Source organism: Ensifer sp. SSB1, from assembly GCF_016652895.1.
Taxonomy (GTDB): domain Bacteria; phylum Pseudomonadota; class Alphaproteobacteria; order Rhizobiales; family Rhizobiaceae; genus Ensifer.
This window is the reverse complement of record NZ_JAEPRP010000106.1, coordinates 1-25117: the sequence shown is the minus strand read 5'-3', so window position 1 is coordinate 25117 and position 25117 is coordinate 1. Positions and strand designations below refer to the sequence as shown.

The 25117-nt window shown below is 60.4% G+C and carries 21 protein-coding genes and 3 pseudogenes; 11 read left to right on the top strand and 13 right to left on the bottom strand.

The features are described 5' to 3' along the window. The 5 genes and pseudogenes from I8N66_RS23710 to repC form a co-directional block, all read left to right on the top strand. Positions 1-165 (top strand): annotated as a pseudogene (locus I8N66_RS23710) (MarR family transcriptional regulator); the annotation flags it as partial. A gap of 175 nt (positions 166-340) precedes the next feature. Then, entirely contained in the window at positions 341-559 is a 219-nt protein-coding gene (locus I8N66_RS23705) for a hypothetical protein (protein WP_291158681.1), read from the top strand. Positions 560-869: 310 nt separating this feature from the next. Continuing rightward, a complete protein-coding gene (repA, locus tag I8N66_RS23700; RefSeq protein WP_113535856.1) occupies positions 870-2132 on the top strand; it encodes a plasmid partitioning protein RepA in 1263 nt (420 codons plus the stop codon). Next, on the top strand, positions 2129-3145 hold the full coding sequence (repB, locus tag I8N66_RS23695; protein ID WP_291158679.1) for a plasmid partitioning protein RepB: 1017 nt from the start codon (positions 2129-2131) through the stop codon (positions 3143-3145). The genes repA and repB overlap by 4 nt, the downstream gene beginning before the upstream one ends. A 208-nt stretch (positions 3146-3353) precedes the next feature. Then, positions 3354-4568, top strand: coding sequence for a plasmid replication protein RepC (gene repC / locus I8N66_RS23690; RefSeq protein WP_291158677.1), 1215 nt, complete (start codon positions 3354-3356; stop codon positions 4566-4568). 248 nt (positions 4569-4816) lie between these two features. On the opposite strand, the pseudogene I8N66_RS23685 reads toward repC, so the two are convergent. Then, positions 4817-5047: pseudogene (locus I8N66_RS23685) on the bottom strand (transposase); the annotation flags it as partial. 306 nt (positions 5048-5353) lie between these two features. Between I8N66_RS23685 and I8N66_RS23680 the strand changes: the two are divergent. Further along, positions 5354-7102, top strand: coding sequence for an adenylate/guanylate cyclase domain-containing protein (locus I8N66_RS23680; protein WP_291158673.1), 1749 nt, complete (start codon positions 5354-5356; stop codon positions 7100-7102). A gap of 326 nt (positions 7103-7428) precedes the next feature. Here I8N66_RS23680 and I8N66_RS23675 read toward each other — a convergent pair whose 3' ends face one another. Further along, entirely contained in the window at positions 7429-8850 is a 1422-nt protein-coding gene (locus I8N66_RS23675; protein ID WP_291158670.1) for an IS4 family transposase, read from the bottom strand. Between the two features lie 160 nt (positions 8851-9010). On the opposite strand from I8N66_RS23675, the pseudogene I8N66_RS23670 reads away from it, so the two are divergent. After that, a pseudogene (locus I8N66_RS23670) lies at positions 9011-9264 on the top strand (integrase); the annotation flags it as partial. Between the two features lie 169 nt (positions 9265-9433). Beyond that, a complete protein-coding gene (locus tag I8N66_RS23665; protein WP_291158667.1) occupies positions 9434-9643 on the top strand; it encodes a hypothetical protein in 210 nt (69 codons plus the stop codon). A 1578-nt stretch (positions 9644-11221) separates the two neighbouring features. Here I8N66_RS23665 and I8N66_RS23660 read toward each other — a convergent pair. Beyond that, the gene (locus tag I8N66_RS23660; protein WP_291158664.1) at positions 11222-12076 is read right to left on the bottom strand and encodes a hypothetical protein; all 855 of its coding nucleotides are present in this window, start codon (positions 12074-12076) and stop codon (positions 11222-11224) included. Between the two features lie 643 nt (positions 12077-12719). Here I8N66_RS23660 and I8N66_RS23655 point away from each other — a divergent pair. Beyond that, on the top strand, positions 12720-13061 hold the full coding sequence (locus I8N66_RS23655) for a hypothetical protein (RefSeq protein ID WP_291158684.1): 342 nt from the start codon (positions 12720-12722) through the stop codon (positions 13059-13061). Between the two features lie 1338 nt (positions 13062-14399). On the opposite strand, the gene I8N66_RS23650 is transcribed toward I8N66_RS23655, so the two are convergent. The 10 genes from I8N66_RS23650 to I8N66_RS23605 all read right to left on the bottom strand — a co-directional run bounded on the left by I8N66_RS23650 (position 14400) and on the right by I8N66_RS23605 (position 23670). After that, positions 14400-15317 (bottom strand): recombinase family protein, encoded by a 918-nt coding sequence (locus tag I8N66_RS23650; RefSeq protein ID WP_291158660.1) that lies wholly within the window; start codon positions 15315-15317, stop codon positions 14400-14402. Positions 15318-15594: 277 nt separating this feature from the next. Next, positions 15595-16764 carry a tyrosine-type recombinase/integrase gene (locus I8N66_RS23645; RefSeq protein WP_291158657.1) on the bottom strand — a complete coding sequence of 390 codons (1170 nt, stop codon included), beginning with the start codon at positions 16762-16764 and terminating at the stop codon, positions 15595-15597. A gap of 1 nt (position 16765) precedes the next feature. Beyond that, positions 16766-17188, bottom strand: coding sequence for a type II toxin-antitoxin system VapC family toxin (locus I8N66_RS23640; protein WP_291158654.1), 423 nt, complete (start codon positions 17186-17188; stop codon positions 16766-16768). Beyond that, positions 17185-17436 carry a plasmid stabilization protein gene (locus I8N66_RS23635; protein WP_113535836.1) on the bottom strand — a complete coding sequence of 84 codons (252 nt, stop codon included), beginning with the start codon at positions 17434-17436 and terminating at the stop codon, positions 17185-17187. The genes I8N66_RS23640 and I8N66_RS23635 overlap by 4 nt, the downstream gene beginning before the upstream one ends. A gap of 1018 nt (positions 17437-18454) precedes the next feature. Then, on the bottom strand, positions 18455-18595 hold the full coding sequence (locus tag I8N66_RS23630; RefSeq protein ID WP_246802821.1) for a hypothetical protein: 141 nt from the start codon (positions 18593-18595) through the stop codon (positions 18455-18457). Positions 18596-18825: 230 nt separating this feature from the next. Further along, positions 18826-19773: an FAD:protein FMN transferase gene (locus I8N66_RS23625; RefSeq protein WP_060581931.1), complete on the bottom strand. Its 948-nt coding sequence runs from the start codon at positions 19771-19773 to the stop codon at positions 18826-18828. Next, positions 19754-21961 (bottom strand): PepSY domain-containing protein, encoded by a 2208-nt coding sequence (locus I8N66_RS23620; RefSeq protein WP_060581930.1) that lies wholly within the window; start codon positions 21959-21961, stop codon positions 19754-19756. Before I8N66_RS23620 ends, I8N66_RS23625 begins: the two co-directional genes overlap by 20 nt. A gap of 12 nt (positions 21962-21973) precedes the next feature. Beyond that, positions 21974-22441, bottom strand: coding sequence for a DUF2271 domain-containing protein (locus I8N66_RS23615; RefSeq protein ID WP_060581929.1), 468 nt, complete (start codon positions 22439-22441; stop codon positions 21974-21976). A 263-nt stretch (positions 22442-22704) separates the two neighbouring features. Further along, complete coding sequence (locus tag I8N66_RS23610; RefSeq protein WP_060581928.1) at positions 22705-23220, bottom strand: cytochrome b; 516 nt, start codon at positions 23218-23220, stop codon at positions 22705-22707. Positions 23221-23274: 54 nt separating this feature from the next. After that, positions 23275-23670, bottom strand: coding sequence for a PepSY domain-containing protein (locus tag I8N66_RS23605; RefSeq protein ID WP_112597211.1), 396 nt, complete (start codon positions 23668-23670; stop codon positions 23275-23277). Positions 23671-23816: 146 nt separating this feature from the next. Between I8N66_RS23605 and I8N66_RS23600 the strand changes: the two genes are divergently transcribed. Together I8N66_RS23600 and I8N66_RS23595 are read left to right on the top strand one after the other, a co-directional pair. Then, positions 23817-24476: a response regulator transcription factor gene (locus I8N66_RS23600; RefSeq protein ID WP_060581926.1), complete on the top strand. Its 660-nt coding sequence runs from the start codon at positions 23817-23819 to the stop codon at positions 24474-24476. Continuing rightward, positions 24473-25117: sensor histidine kinase N-terminal domain-containing protein (locus I8N66_RS23595; protein ID WP_291158641.1), on the top strand; the 645-nt coding region annotated here is incomplete at its 3' end. The genes I8N66_RS23600 and I8N66_RS23595, both read left to right, overlap by 4 nt.

Genomic DNA, 25117 nt, shown 5'->3' with positions numbered 1-25117 from the left:
AATGCCGTGGCGGAATCAGTCGATCCGCTTGTTGAGCGAGGCATACTGACCGAGACGATTGTGAAGAACTCGATGGGGCGAGGAACTGCCCGGCAGTTTGAGTTCCGTCAGGGGGTTTTCGATCGTCTAAGAATGGGCGCTGAGCAGGGAACGGCTGGATCTTAGTGGCGGATTTCTGACATGAATGTCCCATGGCAAGGTTTGCCAGGCGGCGAGCAATAAAGGAATGATGCCTTAACCCCTTCCCATCCGTCTTCAATGGTTCGCGACCGGTTTCTCCATCCCGGCGATCACGCGCAGAAGCGTGGACTTGCCGCAGCCTGAGTGGCAGCAAGAGTAGATGGTAAAGCACGGTTACGGCGGCAGGACCTTTGGCTGTAGAGAGGTTCGCCCCAGCCTGAAGGCTTTCTCGGATACCGGCGACTTCTCGCCAGAGTTCTTAGAACTGCTCGGAATCGTGCCTGCCGGCATCATTCACTCCCAGGTCTTTCTTCCAGCAAAAGGCACTGGCGTGCGGTTGGCAATGACGGTGGCGGAGTTGGCTTTCCTGGCTGCCTGAATTCTTCTGTCGTTTTGGGTCCGAGGGAAATCAACAGGATTCCGAATCGGGTCGGGGTTGTAGTTTCGACGACTTCAGAGGGAGTGGCGCAGCCCAATTGGTCAGGAATCTGCACGCGAAATGTGCAAAAGTTGCAGGATTCACAGGAGAACAATTGGGGTTCAGAAGGGATGGAGAATTGGGCTAAGCTACGGTAGATAAACAGAAAATTGCGATGTTACGCCGGTCGTTTTTCGGCGGTGGGTTAGACTCTGTTAATCCTAAACTTCTGGACGATGTCAGGGAATCATGTTCTAGCTCTTGGCGGGCAATGGTCGGCAAACCGGCTTTAGGCCGCCAAGAGGGAAAAATGGCGATAGCTAGACGCGCAGAAACTGACGTTCAACTCAAGGAAGATGCTGCCGCCAAGATCTTGCGGCACGCCGGCCTTTTGTCGAGCCAGCTGCAGCAGTTGCGAACCCGCATGTACCCGCCGAAATCCGAAAAGACCTTGAGGTCATTTCTCACCAACGAAGTTTCGAAGCTGACATCCATACCGGATTCTACCCTGAAGCTGATGTCATCCGAGGGGCGCGGGCCGACGCCAAGCCGCCTTGAGAACAACCACCGGGTCTACACGCTCGCCCAGATCAACGAGCTTCGTGAGCTGTTTGCGAAGCAAAAGCCTGCGGAATCGCTCCGCTTCCTGCCTCGCCGCCGCCCGGGTGAGCACCTCCAGGTTCTCGCTATAGCGAACTTCAAGGGCGGTAGCGCCAAGACGACGACGTGTGTTCACCTTGCTCACTATCTCGCATTGCAAGGCTATCGCGTTCTAGCGCTCGACCTCGATCCCCAGGCATCGCTCTCTGCCATGTTCGGAGCGCAGCCGGAGATCGATGTCGGCGCCAACGAAACGATCTACGCCGCGCTTCGCTACGACGATGCCGAGCGGCGTCCGATCAGGGACATCATTCGTAAAACCTACTTCGATGGCGTCGATCTTGTTCCCGGCAATCTCGAAGTGATGGAGTATGAGCACGAAACCCCTCGTGTCCTGGCGAATAAGTCGAGTTCCGGCGCGATCTTCTTCGAGCGCCTGAAGCTTGCATTGGCGGAGGTCGAACACGACTACGACATCGTCATTCTGGATACGCCGCCGTCCCTTGGCTTCCTGACCCTGAGCGCGATCTATGCTGCCACGAGCATGGTGATCACGGTTCACCCAGCCATGCTGGATGTGGCATCCATGAGCCAGTTCTTGCTGATGATGGGCGATCTGATCAGCGTCTTGAATGAAAGTGGCGCCCAGCTCGACCAGGATTTCATCCGATATCTCGTGACGCGGCATGACCCGAACGATGCCCCGCAGTCGCAAGTCGTCGCAATGTTACGGCATATGTTCGGGACCGACGTTCTCCTGCCCACAGCCATCGAAAGCACCGCGGTAGAAGCGGCCGGCTTGGCGAAGCGTTCGATATACGAACTCGAATTGGGCCAGATTGGCCGCGATACCCATAAGCGTGCCCGCGAAGCCGTCGACGCGGTCAATGAAGCGATTATCCGCCTTGTCAACGACAGCTGGGGACGGACATGAGCAAGTCTTCTCGCAAGTCAATTGTCGCGAGCTTCGGCCTGTTGTCCGCGGAATTGGAAAACAAGCTCGCAGATGACCCGCAACCGGCGCCTGCTGCCCCCTCACCGCGTGTCGGCGCGGGCGTTGTCGGTGCTGCACATCGCGCTATCGATGATATCAGGGCCGAGCGCGATCGATTGAAGGCGATCGTCGAGGCTGGCGGGGGCGCGATCCTTGACCTGGATCCTGCGCTTATCGACCCTTCCCCCTATCCGGACCGGCTGGCGGATGATGACGCCACCGACTTTGAAACGTTTAAGCGTTCGATCGAGTCCGAGGGACAAAAAGTACCGGTTCAAGTCCGACGCCACCCGTCGTTTCAAGGCCGCTACCAGGTTGTCTATGGTCATCGGCGCTGGCGTGCTGCCAAGGAGCTTGGCCGGACGGTTCGCGCGCTTGAGGTTGATATTTCCGACCTGGATCTAGTCGTCGCACAAGGCATCGAGAACGCGAACCGACAGGATTTGACTTGGATCGAGCGAACACTGTTTGCCTCGCGAATGGACGATGCCGGCATCAAGGCGCGCAACATCTACGCGGCGCTCTCGATTGCGGATGCAGAGCTCGCTCGAATGCGTAGCGTTTATCGGGCGGTGCCTGCCGACGTGATCGAGGCGATTGGGCGTGCGCCCAAGATAGGTCGACCGCGATGGATAGAGTTCGCGAAGACGATAGCAAGCGATCCAGGATCTTTAGCGATGGTTCGTCAGGTACTCGCGGAAGCGAGTGACGGCGTCTCAGTGTCGGATCAACGCTTCCAGCAAGCTTTCGAGGCAATAAAGCCGTCGAGCCGCCCGCCGGAGAACAGTAACGAGCTGGCGGACACGGCCGGAAAAAAGCTGGGTGCCTGGAAGATCTCGCCCAAGGAGCTTCGAATTTCCGCCGATGGCCCACTCGGCCTGGAGTTTGTGAAATTCGTCGGCAAGGAGTTGCCGGCCCTCATTGAACGCTTCTCTCGAGAACGTAAAGGCTAGAAACCCTGACAGCTGTCAGGGGACTCATTCGATAAGGGAATACGGAAAGGAACACCGCAAAAGAAAAAGGCCCCCAAACGTTGCCGTCGTGGAAGCCTCTCTCATCGTTTAGCAGCCTGAGAATCGCATTTCCACGAATCACAGTCAAGAGTCTTTGGCATCGGAACGGGTGAGCGGACGTCTTTTGCCTGAAGGTAGGTGAAAGAAGATGCAAGGTGGAAATGTGACGACGCCCTTCGGGCGGCGGTCGATGACGCTCGGCATGTTGGCAAGCCAATATATGTCGCGTGACATCGCGCCCGAGACATCTGCTGACAAGTGGAAACTGTTCCGCGCGCTTTGCGAGGCCAAGCCCAGGCTCGGCATCAGCGAACGAGCTCTTTCGGTCATGAACGCCCTTTTGAGCTTCTATCCGGAAACGACCCTTTCTGAGGAAAACGGCCTCATCGTGTTTCCGTCGAACATGCAGCTCTCACTGCGTGCTCATGGCATGGCGGAGGCAACGTTGCGGCGTCACATTGCAGCCCTTGTCGATGCCGGGCTGCTTTCGCGCCGCGACAGCCCCAACGGCAAACGGTATGCCCGCAAGGACGGGGCGGGCGGCATCGATGAGGCCTACGGGTTCTCACTTGCTCCATTATTGTCGCGGGCTAGCGAAATCCAGCAAATGGCCGCAGAGATCGAAATGGAACGATTGCAACTGCGCCGTCTTCGCGAACGTCTGACGATATGCCGCCGTGATATAGGCAAGCTGATTGAGGTGGCTCTCGAAGAGGGTGTTCGCGGCGATTGGGAAGCGATCCACGAGCATTATCGGCGCCTGGTCGTCTCTATTCCGCGCGTCGCAACGGCGACCTCGATCACGCCAATCATGGAAGAACTGGAGATGCTGAGGGAAGAGGTCTCCAACCTGCTGGAAATGCGTGTGAAATCTCAAAATTTGAGCGGCAATCCTGATCAAACTGAGCGGCACAAACAGAATTCAAACCCCGAATCTACACATGAACTTGAACCTAGCTCTAGAAATGAGCTGGGGGCGAAGCTGAGCGAGACGGCCGTACCGCCGAGCGAGCCGATGAAGGCATTCCCGCTGGGGATGGTGCTGCAGGCGTGCCCGACGATTGCGGACTATGGGCCGGGTGGTGCGATCGGGAGTTGGCGTGACCTGATGCAAGCGGCCGTGGTGGTGAGAACGACACTGGCGGTCAGTCCGTCCGCCTATGAGGATGCCTGCGAGACGATGGGATCCGAAAATGCTGCCGTCGTGATGGCCTGTATCCTTGAGCGAGCCGGGCATATCAACTCGGCCGGGGGATATCTGCGCGATTTGACGGCGAGAGCGCGGCGCGGCGAGTTTTCATTGGGGCCTGTGCTGATGGCGCTGTTGCGCTCGAGGACCGGTGAGCACCGGAAAGCCTCGTGATGTCGGTACCGCAGCAACGGCTGCCGGGCGAAAAACGGGATAGCCGTCTCTTTGAAGGGACGGCTATCCCTCTGCACTCTGCGTTCCGAACGTAGCCTTAAACAGAGGTCGATCAATTGCATCGAGCTTGCCTCTTGGATTCGTCCGGTTGAAACGACGCTCCGACTCCATTTCTGCGAATTACCGAGCTTCCGAGGGATTTCATTTGTAGGTTTGCCCGCTGTACAAATCGCGTTCATACGGGCCGTTCAAAAAAGCGATGGCGAAGCATTAGCACTCAGCAACCAGACGCGGTTTGATGCGAGATTGACGATGGCCAGGTAGTTGGCCGCGAGTTTGTCGTATCGGGTCGCAACACGCCGGCATTGCTTGATTTTGTTGAAGAACCGTTCGACCAAGTTGCGCGCGCGATACAGACACGGGCTGAAGCAGGGTCTTTGTGATTGCGTTTTCGGCGGAATGTTCGCCCATGCGCCTCGCGCTGAATGCCGCGAGGCTTTCTAAGGAGCAACGGTCTGATGGCGGTCCCAATCGCTGAGTTCGTAGCGCATGATTCGAAGCTGCGGTTTTGGAGCTTGAGTCACGTCTCGGGCAGCGCCGTCAACCCGCCGGCATAGCGGACTTGCCGCTGGCTCGACCCGGTCGCAAATGACTCCCAGCAGACATGACGCGTAGCAGCCCGGCTTCGCCCCGGGACAACTGGTTACGGCCAGTCGCGGCTGTGCTATCGTGTCATCAACCGGACTCTGCAAGGGAGCCCAGGTGACCAACAGGGACACTATCGCGTGGTTGAGAGGTCCGTTCAGCGCCGTCTGGCTGCCATCCTTGCCGCCGATGTAGTCGGTTACAGTCGACTCATATGCATGGACGAGGACGGCACCTTGACGGCCGTGCGGAACCTCCGCGTCGAAGTGATCGAAACCAGGATCGCCGAGCACCAGGGTCGGCTGTTTAAGTCTATGGGGGATGGCTTTCTTGCGGAATTCCCCAGCGTCGTGAAGGCGGTGGCCTGCGCAGTAGCATTGCAGAAGGATATGGCAGCGCGGAACACGAAGCTGTCAGAGGACCGAGCCATCCAACTCCGCATTGGCGTCAACTTGGGGGATGTGATTGCTGAGGATGGCGATGTTTTCGGTGAAGGCGTGAACGTCGCTGTGCGGATCGAGGGACTTGCCCCGGCGGGCGGCATTGCAGTCACCGGCATGGTTCATGACAACGTAGGAAGTCGCCTTGATCTCTCGTTTGAAGACATGGGCGAGCAGCAACTCAAGAATATCGGCCAGCCGGTCCGGGTCTATAGTCTGGGAGCTCCAACAGGAACATCCGTGCGAGCAACAGCGGTAGAACGTATCAAACCGTCCATAGCAGTACTGCCATTTACCAACATGGGTGGTGATCCCGGGCAACAGTACATTTCCGATGGGATCACCGAGGATCTCATTACAGAACTCGCCCGTTTTCGCGGCCTATCCGTAGTAGCCCGCCACGCGTCGTTTCATTTTGCCAACAAAGGAAAAAGTCCTATCGAAGTAGCGCGGGAATTGGGCGTTGCCTATGTCGTTGAGGGTAGCCTACGCAAACTGGGTGACCGAATACGCATCACAGCCCAGTTGGTCGATGCCATAACCGGCACTCACGTCTGGGCCGACCGCTACGATCGCGATGCGCAGGATATCTTCGCTGTCCAGGACCTTGTAGTGGCCGCAATCGTAACAATGCTGGAGGGCCGCATGTACGATGCGGAAGCAGCAAAAGCTCGTGCAAAACCAACGACGAGTTGGTCGGCTTATGACTGTCTGTTACAAGGCCGCAATCTATGTGACCATCAGCGTGATGCCGAAGCCGTACCCCTACTTGAGCGGGCAATTGCCGTCGATCCGCATTTTGCACTTGCGCATGCCTGGCTCGCGATAGCTCTTACCATCAGCAACATCATTGTGCTCGACGATGATCAGATGACCAAGGCTGAGAGCGCTTCGAAACAAGCGCTGGAACTGGATGCCAACGACGCCACGTCTCATTGGGCAAGGGCGCTGTACTACCTTTGGACAGGCGACCATGACCATTCACGCTTACATTTTGACAGGGCGCTGACACTCAATCCCGCCGATATACAGATTAAGGGCGACTACGCGAACTGGCAGCGCGCCAGCGGCCGGCCGGCCGCTGCCCTGGCCACAATCGATGCCGCGATAGGCTTGGGTCCCTTCGTGCCGGATTGGTTTGCAGCGGTTCGCGGCCTGACGCTCTTTGACCTTGCTCGGTATGCTGACGCAGTCGAAGCGCTCGAGAGTGCCCCTGTACAACGTACCTGCGGCCTCTTGTACCTAGCCGCCGCGCGCGCGCAATTGGGCGACTTAACTGGTGCAAGTGAGGTGATCGCCGAGGTGAAGCTGGTGAAACCGGATTTATCGCTTCGGAATGTGACACAGGTACTGCACTACGCACGCCCTGAAGCTCAGCAACACTTGGTTGATGCCCTAAGGAAGGCGGGGCTTCCGGAGCAGTATATGCGCCCCTTGCGAGCAATTTGAGGTAACTTCGGCTTGTGGCCATTGCTTCTTTTGGCTGCGCGACAAAGATCGGTCGCTTTTTGTGCATGGCGGACGTCGGCAAGTCGTCCGCCCGACTGATTTATGGGTCCACGGCCCAGGACGCGGCCGTTGCTGGAGCATCCGAAAAAGGCGGCCAACCAGAAGAAGCCGGTGATCCTGGAGACCCAAAGCTGCAATCGATACAATGAAAGGATTTCGCTCGATTGGTCTGATCGACACCACAGAATTGCGCAATTCTGCAGCTGACGGAGTCGTGCAATGGCGAAATCATGCCTTCCAACGTAACCGTCCGGCGAAGCTTGCAATTACCCACATCTGAGCGTCGCTGCTATTTCGGTTCCGAGGCGAATGTCGGTCAGTCGGCTGAGGCCGCGCCAGACGACCGTATTTCCCGGTGGCGGATCTGATGTTCTTGCAAGATAACCACCCAAACGAGCGAGTTTGGTGAGGTAGAAGTTTAGCGATCCCGGCGTGGCCTGCCGGTTGCCTGCGTTGCTGACTATTTGATCGAGGATTTCAATTTCCTGTTCGGTGAGAGCCGCGGTTGGCGGTGTTTCGGGCGCAGTGCGCGCGAGCATTGTCAACCAGAGCACTCTCCAGCTCATGATGCAGAACACGGCGACGAGATTTGCCAGTCGATCGGCCGTTCGTAATCTTGCATCTTCAGCCCGGCAACCGGACTTGAGGATCTTATGGAAGACCTCAATCTTCCAGCGCATCGCGTACCATTTGATTTTTTCCACTGCCTCCTCGCAGCTATGCACCTCAAGATCGGTCAGTAGCTTCCACTCGATGCGCTTGCGGCCGGCCGGAGGGTTGGGCTCCACCGCGTGAATGACGGTAAGGTCCAAAGCAGGATATCGCTTCGTCTTGCCGATGGGCGGCAGCACCCGGATCCGTTTGAAGCGGATATCCAGGTGGACTTTGGTGACCTCATCGGTATCGGCGCGAACTTCGATGAGATGCCGGCCGACAGTTTCAACATCGCGCATTTCAGCCGATATCGTGTGATCCCCGTTGCCAGCCAGCCGGTCGACGACGGTGCGCACGACGAAGTGCGTGCCAAGCTCCCTGGTCAGGCAGTAGAGTTCGTAGATATCACTTTCGCGATCGCCTACATGAATGCATCGGTCTGGCTGACCGAGAAGCCCGACGGATTGGCGCAGATTTTCAAGCCACCGAATGCTTTCCTTGGTTTCGATCGGAACACGTGTCGGATTGATCTTGCGTTTGAGCTGGGCCGTGCCCTTGAACCTGTCGCGGCTCCAGAACTTGACGGCCGCCAACCCTAAGGGCAGGCCATCCAAGGTCACCGCAAGGCTCGAATGCATCAATATCCCGCAGACCGTATGGTGGCGCAGCCGCTCCTGTTTGTCACGGCCACTGTTGACGCTCTTCGTAAAGCCAACGGCATGCGGATTGCGGCGCTGATAGGTAAACTCGGTCGTGTCCTGCAGCACCAAGATCGGACCATTGGAAGCATCGTAGCGTTGAGCGGTCGCGGCGAAATGGCCGTTGAGGATATCGCCTTCCTCAACATTCGGGTTGGAGAAAAAGCGATACGCCGCTTTTGTATTGGCCCAGTCCTGGCAGGCGAAAGGAATAGAACCGCCCATATGCTCCCCAAGCTGCCGTAAAAGCTCCGAGCAGCGTCGGCCAAGGCGAGCATCTTTGAAAGACCCCGCGTCTATTTCCTGCTTGCTCCAATGGCCGTCATTACCAGCCATCACATCGTCTCGAACCGACATAAAGCACCGCCTTAAACGAATCAGGTGCTCCGAACAGAATCACAAGTGATTCTTTCGATTCAAGATTTCAGCGAAAGCTTTTCGTAAAAGACTCAGCTACTTATGGGTAATTGCAAGCGTTACCGGAGGGGTACCTTCCGACGACGTCGCGACGCTCAAGCATCTCACAAACGAAGGCATGGGCGAATCGCGCCTCGGGCGCTGGCCTCCCCTCCCCTCCCCTGGCCGGCGCACCAGAGTCTCGCCCACCATCTCTCGGGTCTGGACAAGCGCATGGAGGATCCGAGCGATGGCATGCCGGCGGACGTGGAAGCTGGTTTGCGCTGCCGACGTCTTTTTGATGGCGATGGGCACATCGCTCCGGAGACCGTTCGACGCGGACAGACGAGTTTTGGTCAGGAATCGCACGGCGCGTCGAGGGTAGTTGCGATGCCCGGCCCCTTGAAACAGGCAACGGACGCCCAGGCTCTCACCGCCAACCCGACGCCCCTGTATTTAATCATCTGCCCAGGGTATCATCACACCTCTCTCCCATGTGGAGCTCGGCAGCCAAGTCGCCCTGATGCATGAACACGCCTGGCCGATGATGCAGGTGCTGATCGACGCGGGTGTGATAGGAGATTTGCGATCGCCCGATATTCTTAGGTTTGGCTTCACGCCGCTCTACACGTCATATGTTGACGTCTGGGATGCCATTCGGTGCTTCGAGGCGGTCATGGAGACCCAACGATGGCGGGAGCCGCAATACTCGGTGCGCAAACTGGTGACGTGAACGAGCTCCAAAGCGCCGCATAGCCAAACTCAAACGTCAACGATGATGTTGGCGCGCAGGCGATCAGCTCAGCCGAGACGCCAAAGCTTTGTGATGATCCGTCTTAAAAGGGGGCGGAGCCGCGGTGGTGAGCGACGGGAATTGCGCATGGTCCACGCCAAGTCAGCTCCTGAACAGCATCCTGCTTAAGCAGGCGGGGCAGCAGGAATGAGGATCGCGAGCACGGTTGGTCGTCAGAAACTCGAAGGAACGCGAAGAAGCCAGCGGGGAAGCTGCTGACGCGCGTAACCGAGTTCATAAGTCGGTCGAAACTTTGTCGGCTGACCTGGCGAAGAAGCAGGGTCCCCTCCCCGGCTTTGTAGATCGTGGCTAGCGACACTCGTTGCCGCCGGATCGGTGGACGAGCGATGGCTCCATGAAATCAAGTCTGACAGTTCATCATTCCCTCGTCTTTCTTCCGAAGAGGCGCAAAGCATTGAATGAATGTGAAATTCCGTCGATGCCGAAAGTCAGGTTCGAGGGTTAACATGGAACTTGTTCATGAGCATTGAGGCGGTCGGCGCACGATTAAATTCCTCTGGATGCGTATCTACCCGCGAGGCGAAATTGACTAAGATACTGATAATAAAGAGCATTGTGTCGATATTGCCGGCCGGCAACTTCGAGGCAATTACAGCACCCGCGCGCCCATTTTCAATGACTTGCTGCGTTTGAGGTCTGCCATGCTTTCCCGGCCGTGAAGTATCGCGGCTGAACAGGATTAGGGCCTAACGTCCGGTCGAGTGGTTGATTTGAGTAGTTTTTCGAGAAGCGGGGACTAGCGCTGGTCAAAGAGATTGGCGCTTTCGGGGCGCCGCTTGGTCGCCAAAACCCTGACAGCTGTCAGGGTTTTTGTACCCGCGTCGTCGCACGGGCGACTTGTGAGCCGGCTACTGAAATGCGAACGAGCACGAAATCTTGCCATCGCCCGCGAAAATTGGGTGACCAGCGCTTGCTGGATTTGATGCAAATGGCTGCATCGCCACCCGTATCAGGTCAATCGCTTGTCGGAATTTTGAATACGCTAGGACTAGTGAGTTCTGCGGGAACGAGCCGGAACTCGTCCATGATCGCGGTTTCGAAGGATCCTGACTGAGTGAGCAAAACGCTTTAACGGCTCCTGCGTAATCACTGAAAACCCTGACATCTGTCAGGGTTTTGTTGAGACTCTCGGCTTTAGAGGAGGCTCGCCTACGCAGGCGCGCGTTGGTTCGATGGTCCCGTCGCGATTTCCACTGCGAGAAAGCCGACGTCGCTTTAATTTCCCGCCGGCTTAGACATGAGCCAGGAGTGGCGAAACCTGGCGTCCTTAGCTCAGCTTTCATGGGTGAGTGAGGCCGAAACGCCTAGCCTCATCAAGAAGATCCCGAAGGCATGATGACCGCCACTTCCGCCCTCGCCCAGTGGCAGCTTTGGTATTGCATCCAACTGCCCAACGATATCGCGTGGGCCAGAGCCAGCTTGATGACCTGCTGCCCTGGGCTCACACCGCCAGGCAGTTCATGGCCCTAGCCTGAGAACAGCGCGCACAGCAGACCGTCAACGCGAAACCGGGGTCAGCGTCAGCACCTCGCTGTTGGTCTTGCACGAACCCGGTACGCCGTTGATGCAGCCTTTGGTGGTTTGCTTGATGGTCAGCGTAGATCCGTCGCCGGATGGACCGATCTTATAAGTGCCGCTGCCGGCGCCTGAAAAACCGCCCCCCGCAAGCACATACTTCACAGTCCCGCCAGAGCGCGACGTTGGCGTGTAGACGAAATCCGCAGTGCCGCCGGGGAACTTGCCGACAACCTGGAACGCCTCGTTCAGCTTCACCACAGTTCCACTCACCTTGATCCGGGCTCCGCCACCGGTGACCGTCCACGGGCCGGGACAACGCTTGTCCAATACATGTTCGGCAATCCGGGCAGCGTCGTCCAGATACGCATCGTCGTCTGAAAAGCCGGTGAAGCTGTCGACAATGTCTCCATCGGGGTTCGTTCTTGTCTCTATGGTCCAGTCGGCTTTCCCGGCGCCGAATGTGATACGCCCGCCAATCAAAAAGTCTGGCATCACCGTACCCAGCTTCTTTATCGCTGTGGTCGGGTCGGCATACTTGGACTGCTGAAACTTCTGTTCCTTGATCACCTCGTCGATCCGGCGCCATTCGACGACCTTTCCCGCGCACCACGCAAACTCCCCGCCGTCGTCCAGCATGGTGAGAAGATGGTGTAAGATGGCCTCACCCAGACCGTTGCCAGCAAACTCCCGTCCGGGATAGTTGTCATCGGAGATTGTGCCGACCGCCAACGCCACATCGGCTTGCTGCGCTGGTGCGACCGTCGCTGACAGCAAGACAAGCAGAGGCGCACAAAGCACTGGAACTGCATGCGACAGTCGTTTCTGAACTTGCACCTGGATGCCCCCGCTCGCGGATCTTGCAACTACACTGCCTTTCTAGCCAGTGGCCTGTCCAACTAATTTTCGGGAAGGCGGCAGGACCGCCCTTCTACTCCCCTGCCCGCTCGGACGATCAGATTGCTGCTATTCGGCCAACGGGACGCTCGTTGCTGCCGGCCTCGCCCAGAGCCGTGATGCTTTCAAGCCGGTTGTCCGAGGCAAGGCTATTGGCTTCGATTCAGCGCGAAAACGTACAGGCATCGCCATGAACGCCGTGTGGGGTCGTCAACACCGGCGCCCTGATCGTACCGGCAAGGTTGAATTGCGCCGATAAAGGCGGGCGAGAGGTGCGATGCACCGGCTTCTCTATACGCGCGCGACCCTCGCGATCGGCGAAAGGACCAAGAAGGGCGCGGCGGGCATCTTCGTCCCGGACACATTGCTAAGAACTCGGCCGGCCTCCCGCTTCGCCTTCTCCGTGCCGCATCGATCATCTTTTCTCTTGGGCCACGTAGGTCCGCCACGGTAAGATACCATCGACTTTTGCCCGATTTGACGACGTTACCATAGCGAACGGTGTGCCGTTTGCTTCGAGGATCGAGAAGGTGCCCGGCAAGTCAGGGTGCGCGCGGAGTTGGACGGAGGACGGATCGTGGAAATGAGCATCAGTGACCGCGCGCTTATCGCGCTGATGAAACGCTATTTTACAGCAAAAGCCGAGCTGGCGGGCCTGAAAGAACAACTGGAGGCGGCGCGACACGCAGCCGGCGAGGCGATCGGCCTGTTCTACGATCCCCGCTCGAACGCCGAGCATGCCGGGGACCTGGAGCGCTCGCATCGTTTGAAGGCGGAGATGGTGGCGCTGATGCAGCGCGCCGAAGCGTGGTGGAGGGCAGGGTCGGCCGACGATCAACGCGACAAATCGGAGGTGGAAACGGAACTGGAACCGGAACAGTGGCATCAGTTTGAGAAGCGGGCTGACGCATTCTTTGGCGGTTAGTCACCAAACGATCAACCGGACCTGTTTGTTCATTTGTTCTGAACGCGTTGTTATAGTAGCTCGCCGCTTGCGTTACCGATTTGTGCAACGACTGCGGCATGCCCTCGTGGAGGGAAGGCCGCAGTCGGTGGGTTCGGTCAGGTAGGTTATAAATATACGGGAGGAAACCAAAACCCTGACAGCTGTCAGGGTTTTTACGTGCAAGCTGGATTTCGTAGGTTGTGCGTGAAGCTGGCCGCGCCGATACCGGCCGACCAACCAAGATGACATGTTTGTCGCTGTGTTGGTACGGCGGAGTCGGAATGACGGGGAGGGGAGGCGAGGTCTTACGGCTGGCGCGCACCGCTCCCTCGTCGGTTAGGCCTCGATGCGCAGTGCTCCCAGTTCGGGTCGCCGGCGGGCGACCGGAAGCAAAAGCGGTCAGAAGCAGCGCCGATCTCGTAGATTGACCAAGCGCTCGCGGGCACAAGCCTTCATGACCTGTGCAAGCACATTCGCGATGACAGCCCTTTTGCTCCTTGGTTGCCGCGGCCGGGCGCCGGCGGGGACAGCAATCCGCTGCGCCGACTTGAGTGCGCGGCCGTCGAAGGAACCGCTAAAGCCTCGCCAACGAGTAAGAATTGACCAGCTCGTCAGCCGGCGTCGCATAGCCCCCGAGGGCATGTGGCCCGTTGACACGCACAGTCGCTGCAAACGCAAGCGAGCTTCCACCTCCACCGGCGCGCCGCGAATTGGATCTTCCGCCCGCTTGATTGGGTCCCAGAGGCAGCGCGCGCCGAAACTCAGCATCAGGCCCTCGGGGGCTGGCCAGGGGAGGGGAGTGCCGGTGGCAAGCTAACACCAGGCTGAGATAAGCCGAGATCGGAGGCAAACGCGATGCCTTCACTTGCCAGTGCTTGAGCGTCGCGGTGCCTTCTTCGGATGCTGATCCCGGCGGTTGAAGGGAAGCATGCCGTCGAGGGCCCCGAGTTGCTCGCGCGACGAAGGACGACCTGGGCTGCAATATCGGGGGACTCGCGGCGTCCACCACCTTACCTGGTCGTCCGCGGGTTGACGACCATCAAACCGACACCCTCGAAATCCGGCACATAACGAGTTGCCAGCGCGCCGCCGCCACCTGGAAGCAGGCGCAGTTCGTGCCGGGTTTGGCGATAGAGTTTTTCGTTTTAGGTCTTCGTCGCCGCGTCCAGACAGACAACACTGAGCTAAAGCTGCCGATCGATAACGACTACCGGCGCCTGGCGCTGCAGACCCTCTAAAGTCAAGCCTGGAAGTCCATGCCGGCAAACAGCGGCAGCGAGAGGAAGCGCGCAATCGGTCGCCCAATGAATCGTGCCTTCAGCGGCGGATGAGGCCAAACCGGTGAGCTTCGTCCAACAGGTTGCGGACGGAGGAGGGCTGCCATCTCTTGCCGCCGCGCGCAGGTCGTTCTCCCATCTGATCCAGTTGAGCGGCGATGTCGCGTAGCGACAGATCGGGATGGGCAATGGCGATCGCCGCCACCAGCTTCATCAAATGGTCCTCGGGGGGGCGGCGAGGGGACCGGGCCAGGAGTTCTTTTTCCGCGAGCTTTTCGCGGACCAGGCGATGAACGGCGCGACGAAGGCGCTCGACGGTCCAGTCGTGACCGCGGCGATTGAGCACGCGCACGACATTGTCCCAACTGTGCTGAGGCCGGAGTTGCCGCACCATCGGCAACCACGTCTGTGCGGACGCAACGAGTTCATCGAGATAGAGTTTCTCGCGTGCTTGGGAGACTGCTTTGATCGCCTCCGGTCGCCGTTCTCGCAGGCCGGGGTTTCCAGGAAGCTTACCGCGCGCCTTCGCCGCCTTGATGCCTGCTTTGGTGCGCTCGGCAATCAGCGCTCTTTCGAGCTGCGCCACCGCGCCGAGGACCTGGAGAGAGAACATGCCCTGTGGCGTCGAGGTATCGATCGGGTCGCGGATCGACCGGAAATGCACCCCGCGCCCCTCGAGGTCCTCGATCACCGACAAGAGATGACTCACTGATCTGGCCAGACGATCGAGGCGGACGACGACGAGGACGTCGCCCGCGGTAAGCTCGCCAAGCAACTTGGTCAATACTGGGCGAGCGCGCGATGCCCCGGAGCCGTGCTCCTGATAAATCCGATCACAGCCGGCGGCACGCAGCTCGTCCAGCTGGGCATCATGATTCTGGTCGTCGGTCGACACGCGGGCATAGCCGATCAGCCGCTTGAGAGGCTCCAGGACTTCAACTGTTTGTCGCTTGGCCATCGCGCTTTTCACGGCCCCGTTTCGAAATGGTTTGTACAAATAAGAAATGCGTGAGAAATAGCTCAGTTGCAAGTGTGTTTTATGGTGCGAATGGAAGCCCGCCAGACTCCAAGTGTGGATGCGGATGAGTGGATGCTCGCAGCCTGTGACGAAACCGCATCAGCGGGCCTCTCTGGCCGAAATGCAGCTCTCATCATAACCTAAACTCTCGAGCGGGGCAGGACACATTAACTCAGCCGGCGGCTGCGGGTTTTCGCTCGGGCCGATGCTGATGGCGCTAGGTAACCAACCGTGCTGCCCGTCCGTGTTTGCGCTCTGCGTCGTTGTAATCGCGCGCCGCCTGCGTAACGGACTTGTGCAGCGACTGCTGCATCGCTTCCGGAAGGGGAATGCCTCGGTTGGCGGCCTCGGTGAGATAGCCTGACCGCAGTCCATGCGCCGAAAACAAGGTCGGGTCGAGCCCCGCCTGTGTGCAACGGCCTTTCAGGATCAGGTTGACGGATTGCGGCGTCAGCGCCCGGCGATCAATGTTCTCCCACTGGTCGATGCGCCGAAACACCGGCCCGCCCTCGATGCCGGCCGCCTCCAGCCAACCTTTCAATGCCAGCACCGGCCGGCCGATCAGGACCACCCGTTCGTCGTCATCACGCGTCGTCGTTTTCGTGCGGCCGACGCGGATAGATAGGCAAGGGAGGGGAGGGGAGCCAGGGTCGGCTGGATCGGCCTGCACGGGGTCCTCGTCGATGAGATCCTCGACACGAAGCGCGGCCACTTCCGATCGGCGACGGCCGCCGGAGGCGAAAGCGGTCAGAAGCAAGGCGCGGTCGCGAAGATCGACCCGACGTTCACCCGCGCAGGCGTCGAGCAGCTTCGCCAGGATATCGCCGGTGATAGCCTTTTTGCTCTTGCGTTGCCGCAGCCTGGCGCTGGCGCGAACCGCAAGCCGCAGCGCCGATTTGAGCGCGGGACCGTCGAAGGCGCCTGTCAGGCCGCGCCAGCGTGTGAGGATCGACCAGCTGGTCAGGCGGCGACGAACGGTTTCGGGGGCATGCGGCCCGTCGGCGCGCAGAAGCCGCTGGGACCGCAGGCCATTTTGCACCTCCATCGGCATGCCATGGCTGGGATCTTCCGCGTGCTTGAGCGGGTCCCACAGGTGATGGGCGACGAATTTCAGCAGTAAGCTTTCCGGCGCCGGCCAGGGGAGGGGGCTGCCTGTGGCGAGCTGGCACCAGGTCTCGAGATAGCCGAGGTCGGACGCAAGCGCCCTGAGCGTGTTGTCGCCCATGCCCTCGCTGGCGAGGTGTTTGAGGGTGGCGACGTCGTCGTCGGTCAGCAGGGCGGCGAGCTGATCACGACGGTCGAACGGCAGGATGGCGTCCAGGGCGTCGAGCTGCTCGGCGCGATGAAGGATCGCCTCGGCTACGATCGATTTGTGGCGTCCTGCCACCCTACCTGTCCTGCCACGGGTTTATGATCACCAAGCCGAGGTCCTCTAAATCCGGTACATTCCGGGTTGCCAGGGCTGCGCCACGGGAAAGGGCGATGGCGGCGATCTGGGCGTCGAATTGACTGATCGGGCGACCCGCCTTGCGCCGCTCCGTTGCAATTGAGCCATAGATGTCTGCGGCCTCCCGATCGAACGGCAGCACGCGACCGGCGAGATCGTGGGCAAAGATCGGCAAGATTGCTGCTTCAAGGTCACGCCGGCGGCGACCATCGGGAAGCAGGCGTAGTCCATACAGGATTTCGGCTTCGGTGATCGTGGTCGTGAAGATGGCGGCAGGAGGCTGGCCCGTAAGCCAATCGACAACTGCGGGCTCCGGCGCCGGCAACAGCAGCTCGGATATGATGTTGGTGTCGAGAACGATCATGGCGCAGAGAAATCCGGCGCGTCACGGATCGGCTCGCGCGCGGGGAGTTCCAGTTCGACGCCGCCAAGCGGCTGCAAGCGCGCGCGGATCGCGCCAGCGAGGTTTCCTGCCGTTGTCTCCTGCTGCGCCAACACCATTTTCAGGATGTCACGGGCCTCGTCTTCCATCGATCGGCCATGGATCGCTGCGCGAACGCGCAGCCTCTGTTTCAGTCTATCGTCGATGTTGCGAATGGTCATGCTGGCCATTAAATCGCCTCCAGTCATCATTGATTGCATATAATGCAATGATGGCAATTTTTCAATTGAAGCCACAGTTCCGCGGGCGGAGGAGCAAAACGGGGAGCGAAATAGGGCTGTTGCCCGGGCCTCGCGGCAGGGTTTGGGTAACAGATTTAGCTTGTCGGTTGCGCTAATGGAGCGGATTCTATCTCGCTGATTCCACGGAATCAGGTGTTTTCCTGTTCACCGGACTTGCCCTCATTCGACGGATCCCTTGATCCCTCAAAATACTGTCGTGGGTTCTAGCCCCGATTCCGGGATCGTTGTTCAAACAAGAAACGCGCTGATAAAGGGACGGTTGCAAGCGTGTTTTATGGTATGAACAGAGGGCTTCCAGACTCGAAATGGCGGTGCGGATGACCGACGGACCGAAAGCGGCCAAGAAACCGCGCCAGCGGGCTTCTGTGGCGGAAAAGGCCGGAAATCGGCCCGCTCGAAGGGGACCGGGTCGCGCCCTGTCGTTTCAGGTGGGCCAGGAGATGGAAAAGTCGATTGGCGGACGGCTCTCCGCCGGCCGCTCGGATCCAGCGAGTCCATTCGATCAAGGCGGATGAGTCCGCTGAACAAGGTTGAAAAGCGGCTGAAAAGCCCGGATTTCCAGGCAAATCCACCGATCCAGGGCGACCGACAATGGCAAGATTTCAAGCTCAGATGGCTAACTATCGATACTGAGAACCTATCGATAGTGATTGGGCGCGAAAATTAACGTCTGCGTGACGGAAGCATTCTGTTGATTAATTTCCGTTGGCGGAATTTAAAACGTTAATACAGATGGTCAATGACTGCCTACGATGCCGAGGAGCCGCGCCAAGGAGGGTAACCGGGGCAGATTTGGGGACAGACGGGTTGAGTCGCGGAAGCACGGTGGTTTTCGGTCATCGAGATCGGAGCAGTCTTGCGGCGTTGTGCACACATGTCCGTGGCATCGACGCTGACCCAAGGTAGTTCTCCTTGCCGGGGCTGTTTGCAAAGTGGAGAGCCGTGTTCAAGCCTTAGCCGCGACCAGAGTGGCCAGCGGCGGGATGGGCGGACCGTCGAGTTGCAGGCGGTCGCCGAGATAGTGCCAGAACGACAGCCCGAGCTTGCGGCAGGTTTTCATCAGCCCGAGCATGGTGTCGCGCGCCACACGACCATCGCGCTCATCGTGCCGCCGGAGATCTTGCGCTTGACGAGGCTGCGCAGGTCGTTCTCCGACGCATTGGTGTGGAGCGGCGTTCCCGGACAAGAATGGCTGGCCAAAGTCCACCCGCCACCAGGAGGCACGGCCATTTTCCGGTCCCGTCAGTCCGAATTGTGCGATTGTTTCAATCTTTGCCGATAGACCTCAGGAACCCTCCGACAGGTCTCCCAGCCTGCCTAAAAAAGTGGCCCTGTCGCTATTGGCCGGACTCGACCAGAGGCGTCGCGCAGAAGAAACAGCACGTCGAGGCCAAGGTGCTGGGCAAGCTCGATCCCGGACGTCGGACCGAGAACCATCAACGCGGTCGCCCAGGCGTCGGCTTCAGCGCAGGTTCGTGCGACGACTGTGACCGAAGCGGGCGACGACAGCAGCGGCGCACCGCGGCGCGGATCCATGGTGTGTGAGAGACGGCGACCGTTCACGACAGTCCAATGCCGGTAATCGCCAGAGGTAGCGACCGCAGCATCCTGCAAGGCGAGGATGGAATGCCGCGCTCGACGGGCCGTGTCGGGACTTTCAATGGCGATATTCCAAGGCTCACCGTCGGGACGCAAACCGATTGCCCTCATCTCGCCGTCAATTCCCACGAGGCCGGAAGTTATGCCGAAGCGCGCGAGGATCGCGGCCAGCCGGTCGACGCCATATCCCTTGGCAATGCCGTTGAGGTCGATGGTGATCGGCGCGCGCTTTCGCACCGTCGCGCGAACAGGATCGAGTTCGAGCGCGGCATGGGTGGGTTGGCGCGGTGTCGCGAGTGCCTTCTGGATCAGGGTCCGGTCGGCCGCGTGCGGGCCAAAACCCCAGGCGCCAACCGCATCGCCCACGCCGATATCGAAGGCCCCGCCGGACGCGCGGCCGATTTCGAGCGCAAGATGCAGCACGTCAGCCAGACGAGCCGGGACCTCGATCCAGTCGCCGACTGGGTCAGCGTTCAACCTCATCAGAGCGCTGTCGGGCTTCCAGGTGGACATCTGCTCGTCCACCTCGTCCATTTCCGCTTGAAGAGCGTGCCGAACCGGCTCTGGATCGAACCCTGCCGCGGTGTAGAACAGCGCCGACCAGCGCGTTCCCATGGTCGGTCCGTTAAGCGTGTGCCTCATCGGATCAGTAGACGTCTTCGACATAGCGTCCCTCCGCCTTGAGCAGTGCCGGCGTCAATCCGGCTGGCGCTAGAAGCTCGGCAAGCGCCGCCGAAACGCCGACAGCCATATCGCGCCCACCACAGACCATGACTCTCGCGCCCCCACGGATCAGGGTCGTCATCTGGGCGGCTTCCTCAAGGAGGGCGTGCTGGACATAGCGCGGCATCCGCCCGCGCGAGCACGCCCCGACGAGCCGGTGAAGGCGCCCTTCGCGGCGCCAGCACGTCAGTTCGTCCTTGTAGAGGAAATCGCTGGCAGGATGACGCATTCCGAAGAACAGGTGGATCGGACGGCGGCGCGCATTGGCACGCACGAAGCCCGCCAGCGGCCCTATCCCTGTTCCAGCTCCGATCAGGATCAGCGGTGTCCTGCTCCTGCCGGCATGGAAGCCCGGATTGCTGCGGATGAATGCGCGAACGGCACATCCTGGCTCCAGATTGAAGAGCTGCCCGGAACAAAGCCCCGCCGGATGCTTCTTCACGACGATCTCGATGAAGCCGTCGCACCGTCCCGAAGCCAGCGAGTAGAACCGGGGAACGGACGAGCCCTCGGGCAGCACGCCGAGAAGATCGCCTGCCGAAAACCGACCGAAGCCACGCCCGGCCAACCGATGCCAGAACGGGACTTTGGGTAGCGCGAACCGCAGGATCACGGTCGGAGCTTGCACCTCTGCGCCGTATTCGCGTCGCGAAACGAGGGTCAACGGGGAGGCCGCCGGCAAGGCTGGCCGATGGACAAGCTCCAACCCGATCCCCATCGCTTCACCCAGCGATCGTCCCCAACGGGCAAATTCCTGCGGTGACTGCCGGTCGACGGTGTCATATGGGATCAGCGTGCTCCACCCTCGCGCCTCGGCGGTCCTCGCGACGACCTGGGCAAAAGCGCAGTAGGCCGGGAAGCTGCGGTCACCGAAGCCGAGCACGGCCACTGGAATGGCTGGCTCTGCCGGCAGGGCTTGCAGGCGATCGAGGAACCCCCGCGCCGAAGTGGGCGCATCGCCATCGCCATAGGTTGCCGCAAGGATGAGAATGCGCCGGGCATGCCGGTAACGCTCAGGATCGAAAGACGACATCGGCGCGGTGTGAACCGCCTGCCCGAGCTTCGTCAGTGCGGCGTGCAGCGTCGCAGCGAAGCTCCATGTGTTTCCGCTCTCGCTGCCGACAAGCAGCATCGTTTCTGCACGTCCAGCCGTTACATTGCCGTGAATTCGGGGGCGCCCGCGCCGACCCGCCAGCCACAGGATGAGGCCGGTGCCCGCCATCGCCGGCAAGCCGAGCGCCATCATGCCGAGCACGAGGCCCAAGGCGGCCGCGCCTCGACCGGTATGCAGCATATAGATGGTCTCCGAGAGGCGCTGCCATCCGGTCAGGTCGCTCCAGGCCAGCAGCACGCCGGTGCCCTGATCCAGATAGCCCGTGCCGCGATCGGTCTTCAGCGTGAAGACATCCGTCGCATCGGCCGGGTCGGGAAACGCCAGGCTGCGCAGTTCGGTGACCGGTGTCCGTTTCAGCAGATTCATGTGCGATGCGGCCATGCCGGCCCGGCCGCTCGCCTCGATGTGGGCGACGGGAGATGTGGCCGTGTCGGGCAGGAGATCGAATGTCGACGCCGTCATCCACAATGCGGTGACCGAGGACAAGACGAGGCCCGCGACGGTCAAGCGCGCGATCTCGACATGCAATCGTCCAGCGAGCGGCCCGCGCATCGGCGCGAACCATCGCCGCCAGCCGCCGGCCCTGCGTGCGACGAGCATGGCGCCGGACACAGCCAGGACCAGCATGGCGGCAGCGCCCACTGCCCCTGCGATGCGCCCGCCGTCACCGAGAAAGAGCGACCGGTGCAGGCCGGTAAGCCACTGCAAGACAGCATTCGGATCGCTGGAGGCGACACCCAGCCCTGTTGCGGGATCGATGAGGGCGGCCTGAGGCACCCCATCCTCGAACCAGTAGGCGGTGATCTTGCCGGAGGGCGCGCGACGTATCTGTTCTATCTGAGGGTGGACGGTGAGGATGCGCCCGGCCAGCGTCGCGACGGAAAGCCCTGCCTCGGCTTGCGGGGCGGACAACCGTTCGGCGGCGGGAAACAGCGAGAGTGCTGCACCGCTAAGGCTCAAGACCAGCAGAAAAAGAGCGGCCAGAAGGCCTGGCCAGCGATGGATGACACGAATCATGTCCTTCACCGCCTAGAAGGAGTAGGCAACGGTCGAAACGTAGCGTCGACCGCGAACGGGCGTCTTCGCGCTCGCAACCGTCAGGGGAACGGCGACCTCGTTGGGGCTGTCACGCATGTCCTCCACGGCTGCGTCGACATGCAGCGTGTAACCTGCGTCGAAAAGCGCATCGGCAAGGTCGAGCGAGATCTCCAGGGTGCGCCCCGCACCGACGCTGGCCCCGGTAATGCCGTCGATACCGGCGCGGCCGCCAGTGGCGCGATACCAACCCGAAAGATGCTCGTAATATTTGGACTTTCCGCCAGCGACCCAGAGCGTGCCGGCATATTTGCCCTGGGGATCGGTGACATAGAGCGCGAGATACGCGCCGTCGCCGCCATAGTTGGTCAGCGTTGTGGTCAATGTCACCGGCCGGGCCATGGCGAGGCCGGGCAGCGTGAGGGCGGTTGTCATGGCGAGAACTGAGAGAAGCGATTTCATGTCGGCTTGCCTTTTGCGAGGAAACGGTGTCCGGGTCGTCACAGAGCGCCGACCCGTCCTCGTCACTGTGGCGAAGACGCCTGAGGGCTGCCTGACGGTCATCGGGATTTTCCGTCAGCACTTCGTCAGGAAGCATCGGAAACGGTCAGGTCCGCAGATGCAGGAGCGGCCGGCCTGTCGGCAGGCCAGCCGCGAAAGCTCCGGGGACTGAACAAGACGGCAGCCAGCCACGCTCCGTTCGGGCGCGTGTTTCTGCCACTGCGTCAGCGTGGGGACATCCGCTGCAGCGTCCCGTCGCGCAGGACGTACTGGTGCCAGACCGCCATCGCGGCATGCAGTCCGGCGAGGTAGAGGATGATCGTGCCGGCATTCTCATGAATGTCCGCGATCAGGCCCGGTGCGCCCTGCACCCGCTCGGTGATCGCCGGAAGCTGGAAGCCGAAGAAGGAAACGGGAACACCGAGGCGCGAGGCAGCGCACCAACCGCTCAACGGCAGGGCAATCAGGAAGAGATACAGCAGCGCATGTCCGGCTTTGGCGGCAAGGGCGAGACGGCCATTGGACTGGGGCGCGTCCGGGTTTCCGCCCACAAGGCGCAGGATCAAGCGCGGAAGCACCAGGACGAGCACGGCCAACCCGAACGAGAAATGCAGCAAGGGCGGGTTTTCGGCCATATGACGGCCTCCCGTCGAGGTCAGCCAGGCCCCGAGGATCAGCAGGGCCGTCAGCCAGTGGATGACGATCATGCTTCTGGAATAACGGGCCGGATCATGAGGCATGGCGGAATCTCCTTGCGACGGTCGCAGTGCTTGAGCGACAGCGAGATGGGACTGCTACTTGATGGTGGTTTTGGGCCGCACGGTCGCCCCGAGCAGGGTGTTGGAGGATGTCCCACCTACGGCGTCGTTCTCCGAGGCTGGCGGCCGCTGACGCCTCGATCCGTGACGGTCGTCATCGCGATCCCTGTGCCGGAACTTGACGATTTCGAGGGTTTCCGGATCGACCTTGGCCTTGAAAGCCAGGCCGTTCCGGTCTGTTCCCCGGATTTCGTAACAGCCGTCGTCGATCTTGATCCTGGCAACGGCCCAGCCTTGACCGGCGGCCATTGTCTCGACCGCTTCCCGCGGCTTCCATCGATCCATCGAGACATGGCAATCGTCGTCGTCAGCCTTAGCGATACCGGGACCGGAGAACGCCAGAACGAGAATCGCGGCCAGCAAATGTTTCATCGTTTCATTGTTCCTGATCAACGCGCTTTCGGGGGAACCATGGCACGCTTTCCTGACGAACGCCTGAAGCGGCGTTGGGCCGGTCTTCAACAAACCGACAGCATCGGACGCTAGGTAGGAGGATGGCGAGTCGGGGTGACCTTGGGATGAGAGTTCTACTGATCGAAGATGATGCAATCCTCGGAAAGGCCGTGCGCGAGCAGGTCGCGACCCTCCACTCGGTGGACTGGGTGACACGGCTCGATGCGGCGCGCGAACATCTCCAAAGCGCGGCATACGATCTCATCCTGCTCGACCTGATGCTCCCGGACGGATTGGGCATCGTCTTTCTCAAAAAGCTTCGAGCCGAGGGCAGCGTGACGCCGGTCATCATCCTGACGGCGCTCGACCAGATCTCCGACCGCATCGCGGGCCTCGATGCCGGCGCCGATGACTACATGATCAAGCCGTTCGATCTGTCGGAACTCTCTTCGCGGCTGAATGCCGTGGCGCGGCGATACAGCGGCAACCCGAATCCTCTCATCGAGATCGGCGATCTGCGCGTCGATCTCGCCGCCCGGACCGTGATGCACGGCGCGCGCCCTGTCGAGCTTACCGGTCGCGAATGGGCGCTGTTCGAAGCATTTCTGCAGCGGCCCGGCATCGCGATGACCAAGGCGCAGCTCGAAGACCGGCTCTATGCGTTCGGCGCAGAGGTCGAGAGCAATACGATCGAGGTTCACGTCAGCAGACTGCGAAAGAAGCTCGGCCACGGCGCGATCGATACGGTGCGGGGCATCGGGTATCGTCTTGGAACGGCAAGATGATGCGGCCCAGAAGCCTGCAATGGCGGCTGTCGCTATGGCTGGGGCTGGGGCTGACGGTGTTGTGGGCACTTGCCGCGGTCGTGACCGCGCAGATGCTGCGCCATGAAATGGACAAGGTGTTCGACAGCGCCCTCGAAGAGACGGCGCAACGCATCCTGCCGCTTGCGGCGATCGAGATCATCGGCCGCGATACCGACGACACCGAACAGCGCGTTGCCACGCTCCGACAGCACGACGAGTATTTCACCTACGTCGTGCGCGATGCGGCGGGCAAGGTTCTGCTGCGATCGCACAGCGCCGACCTCGCTGCATTCCCGCCGTTTTCCGGGATGGGCTTTGCCACGACGCCGACGCACCGCCTCTACTCCGACGCGACCCTCCAGCAGAACCTGACCATCACCATCACTGAGCCCCTGTCGCATCGCCGGACGACCGCCGGACGATTGTTGCTCGGGCTGAGCCTGCCGCTCGCCGTCATTGTCCCGCTCGGCTTGATAGGCATCTGGGTCATTGTCCGGCTGTCCATGACCCCGGTTCGGACCTTCCGCTCGCAGATCGAAGCGCGCGGCAGCGGTGATCTGACACCCATCGACGCGGAGGACCTGCCTTCGGAGATCGGCCCCGTCGCCAAAGCGGTCAAC

Bases quoted from the DNA above. Each gene is read 5' to 3' on its own strand.
- I8N66_RS23705 (WP_291158681.1), top strand. From the start codon at position 341: ATGGTAAAGCACGGTTACGGCGGCAGGACCTTTGGCTGTAGAGAGGTT.
- repA (WP_113535856.1), top strand. From the start codon at position 870: ATGGTCGGCAAACCGGCTTTAGGCCGCCAAGAGGGAAAAATGGCGATA.
- repB (WP_291158679.1), top strand. From the start codon at position 2,129: ATGAGCAAGTCTTCTCGCAAGTCAATTGTCGCGAGCTTCGGCCTGTTG.
- repC (WP_291158677.1), top strand. From the start codon at position 3,354: ATGCAAGGTGGAAATGTGACGACGCCCTTCGGGCGGCGGTCGATGACG.
- I8N66_RS23675 (WP_291158670.1), bottom strand. From the start codon at position 8,850: ATGGCTGGTAATGACGGCCATTGGAGCAAGCAGGAAATAGACGCGGGG.
- I8N66_RS23665 (WP_291158667.1), top strand. From the start codon at position 9,434: ATGCATGAACACGCCTGGCCGATGATGCAGGTGCTGATCGACGCGGGT.
- I8N66_RS23655 (WP_291158684.1), top strand. From the start codon at position 12,720: ATGAGCATCAGTGACCGCGCGCTTATCGCGCTGATGAAACGCTATTTT.
- I8N66_RS23650 (WP_291158660.1), bottom strand. From the start codon at position 15,317: ATGGCCAAGCGACAAACAGTTGAAGTCCTGGAGCCTCTCAAGCGGCTG.
- I8N66_RS23640 (WP_291158654.1), bottom strand. From the start codon at position 17,188: ATGATCGTTCTCGACACCAACATCATATCCGAGCTGCTGTTGCCGGCG.
- I8N66_RS23635 (WP_113535836.1), bottom strand. From the start codon at position 17,436: ATGGCCAGCATGACCATTCGCAACATCGACGATAGACTGAAACAGAGG.
- I8N66_RS23625 (WP_060581931.1), bottom strand. From the start codon at position 19,773: ATGTCGAAGACGTCTACTGATCCGATGAGGCACACGCTTAACGGACCG.
- I8N66_RS23620 (WP_060581930.1), bottom strand. From the start codon at position 21,961: ATGATTCGTGTCATCCATCGCTGGCCAGGCCTTCTGGCCGCTCTTTTT.
- I8N66_RS23615 (WP_060581929.1), bottom strand. From the start codon at position 22,441: ATGAAATCGCTTCTCTCAGTTCTCGCCATGACAACCGCCCTCACGCTG.
- I8N66_RS23610 (WP_060581928.1), bottom strand. From the start codon at position 23,220: ATGCCTCATGATCCGGCCCGTTATTCCAGAAGCATGATCGTCATCCAC.
- I8N66_RS23605 (WP_112597211.1), bottom strand. From the start codon at position 23,670: ATGAAACATTTGCTGGCCGCGATTCTCGTTCTGGCGTTCTCCGGTCCC.
- I8N66_RS23600 (WP_060581926.1), top strand. From the start codon at position 23,817: ATGAGAGTTCTACTGATCGAAGATGATGCAATCCTCGGAAAGGCCGTG.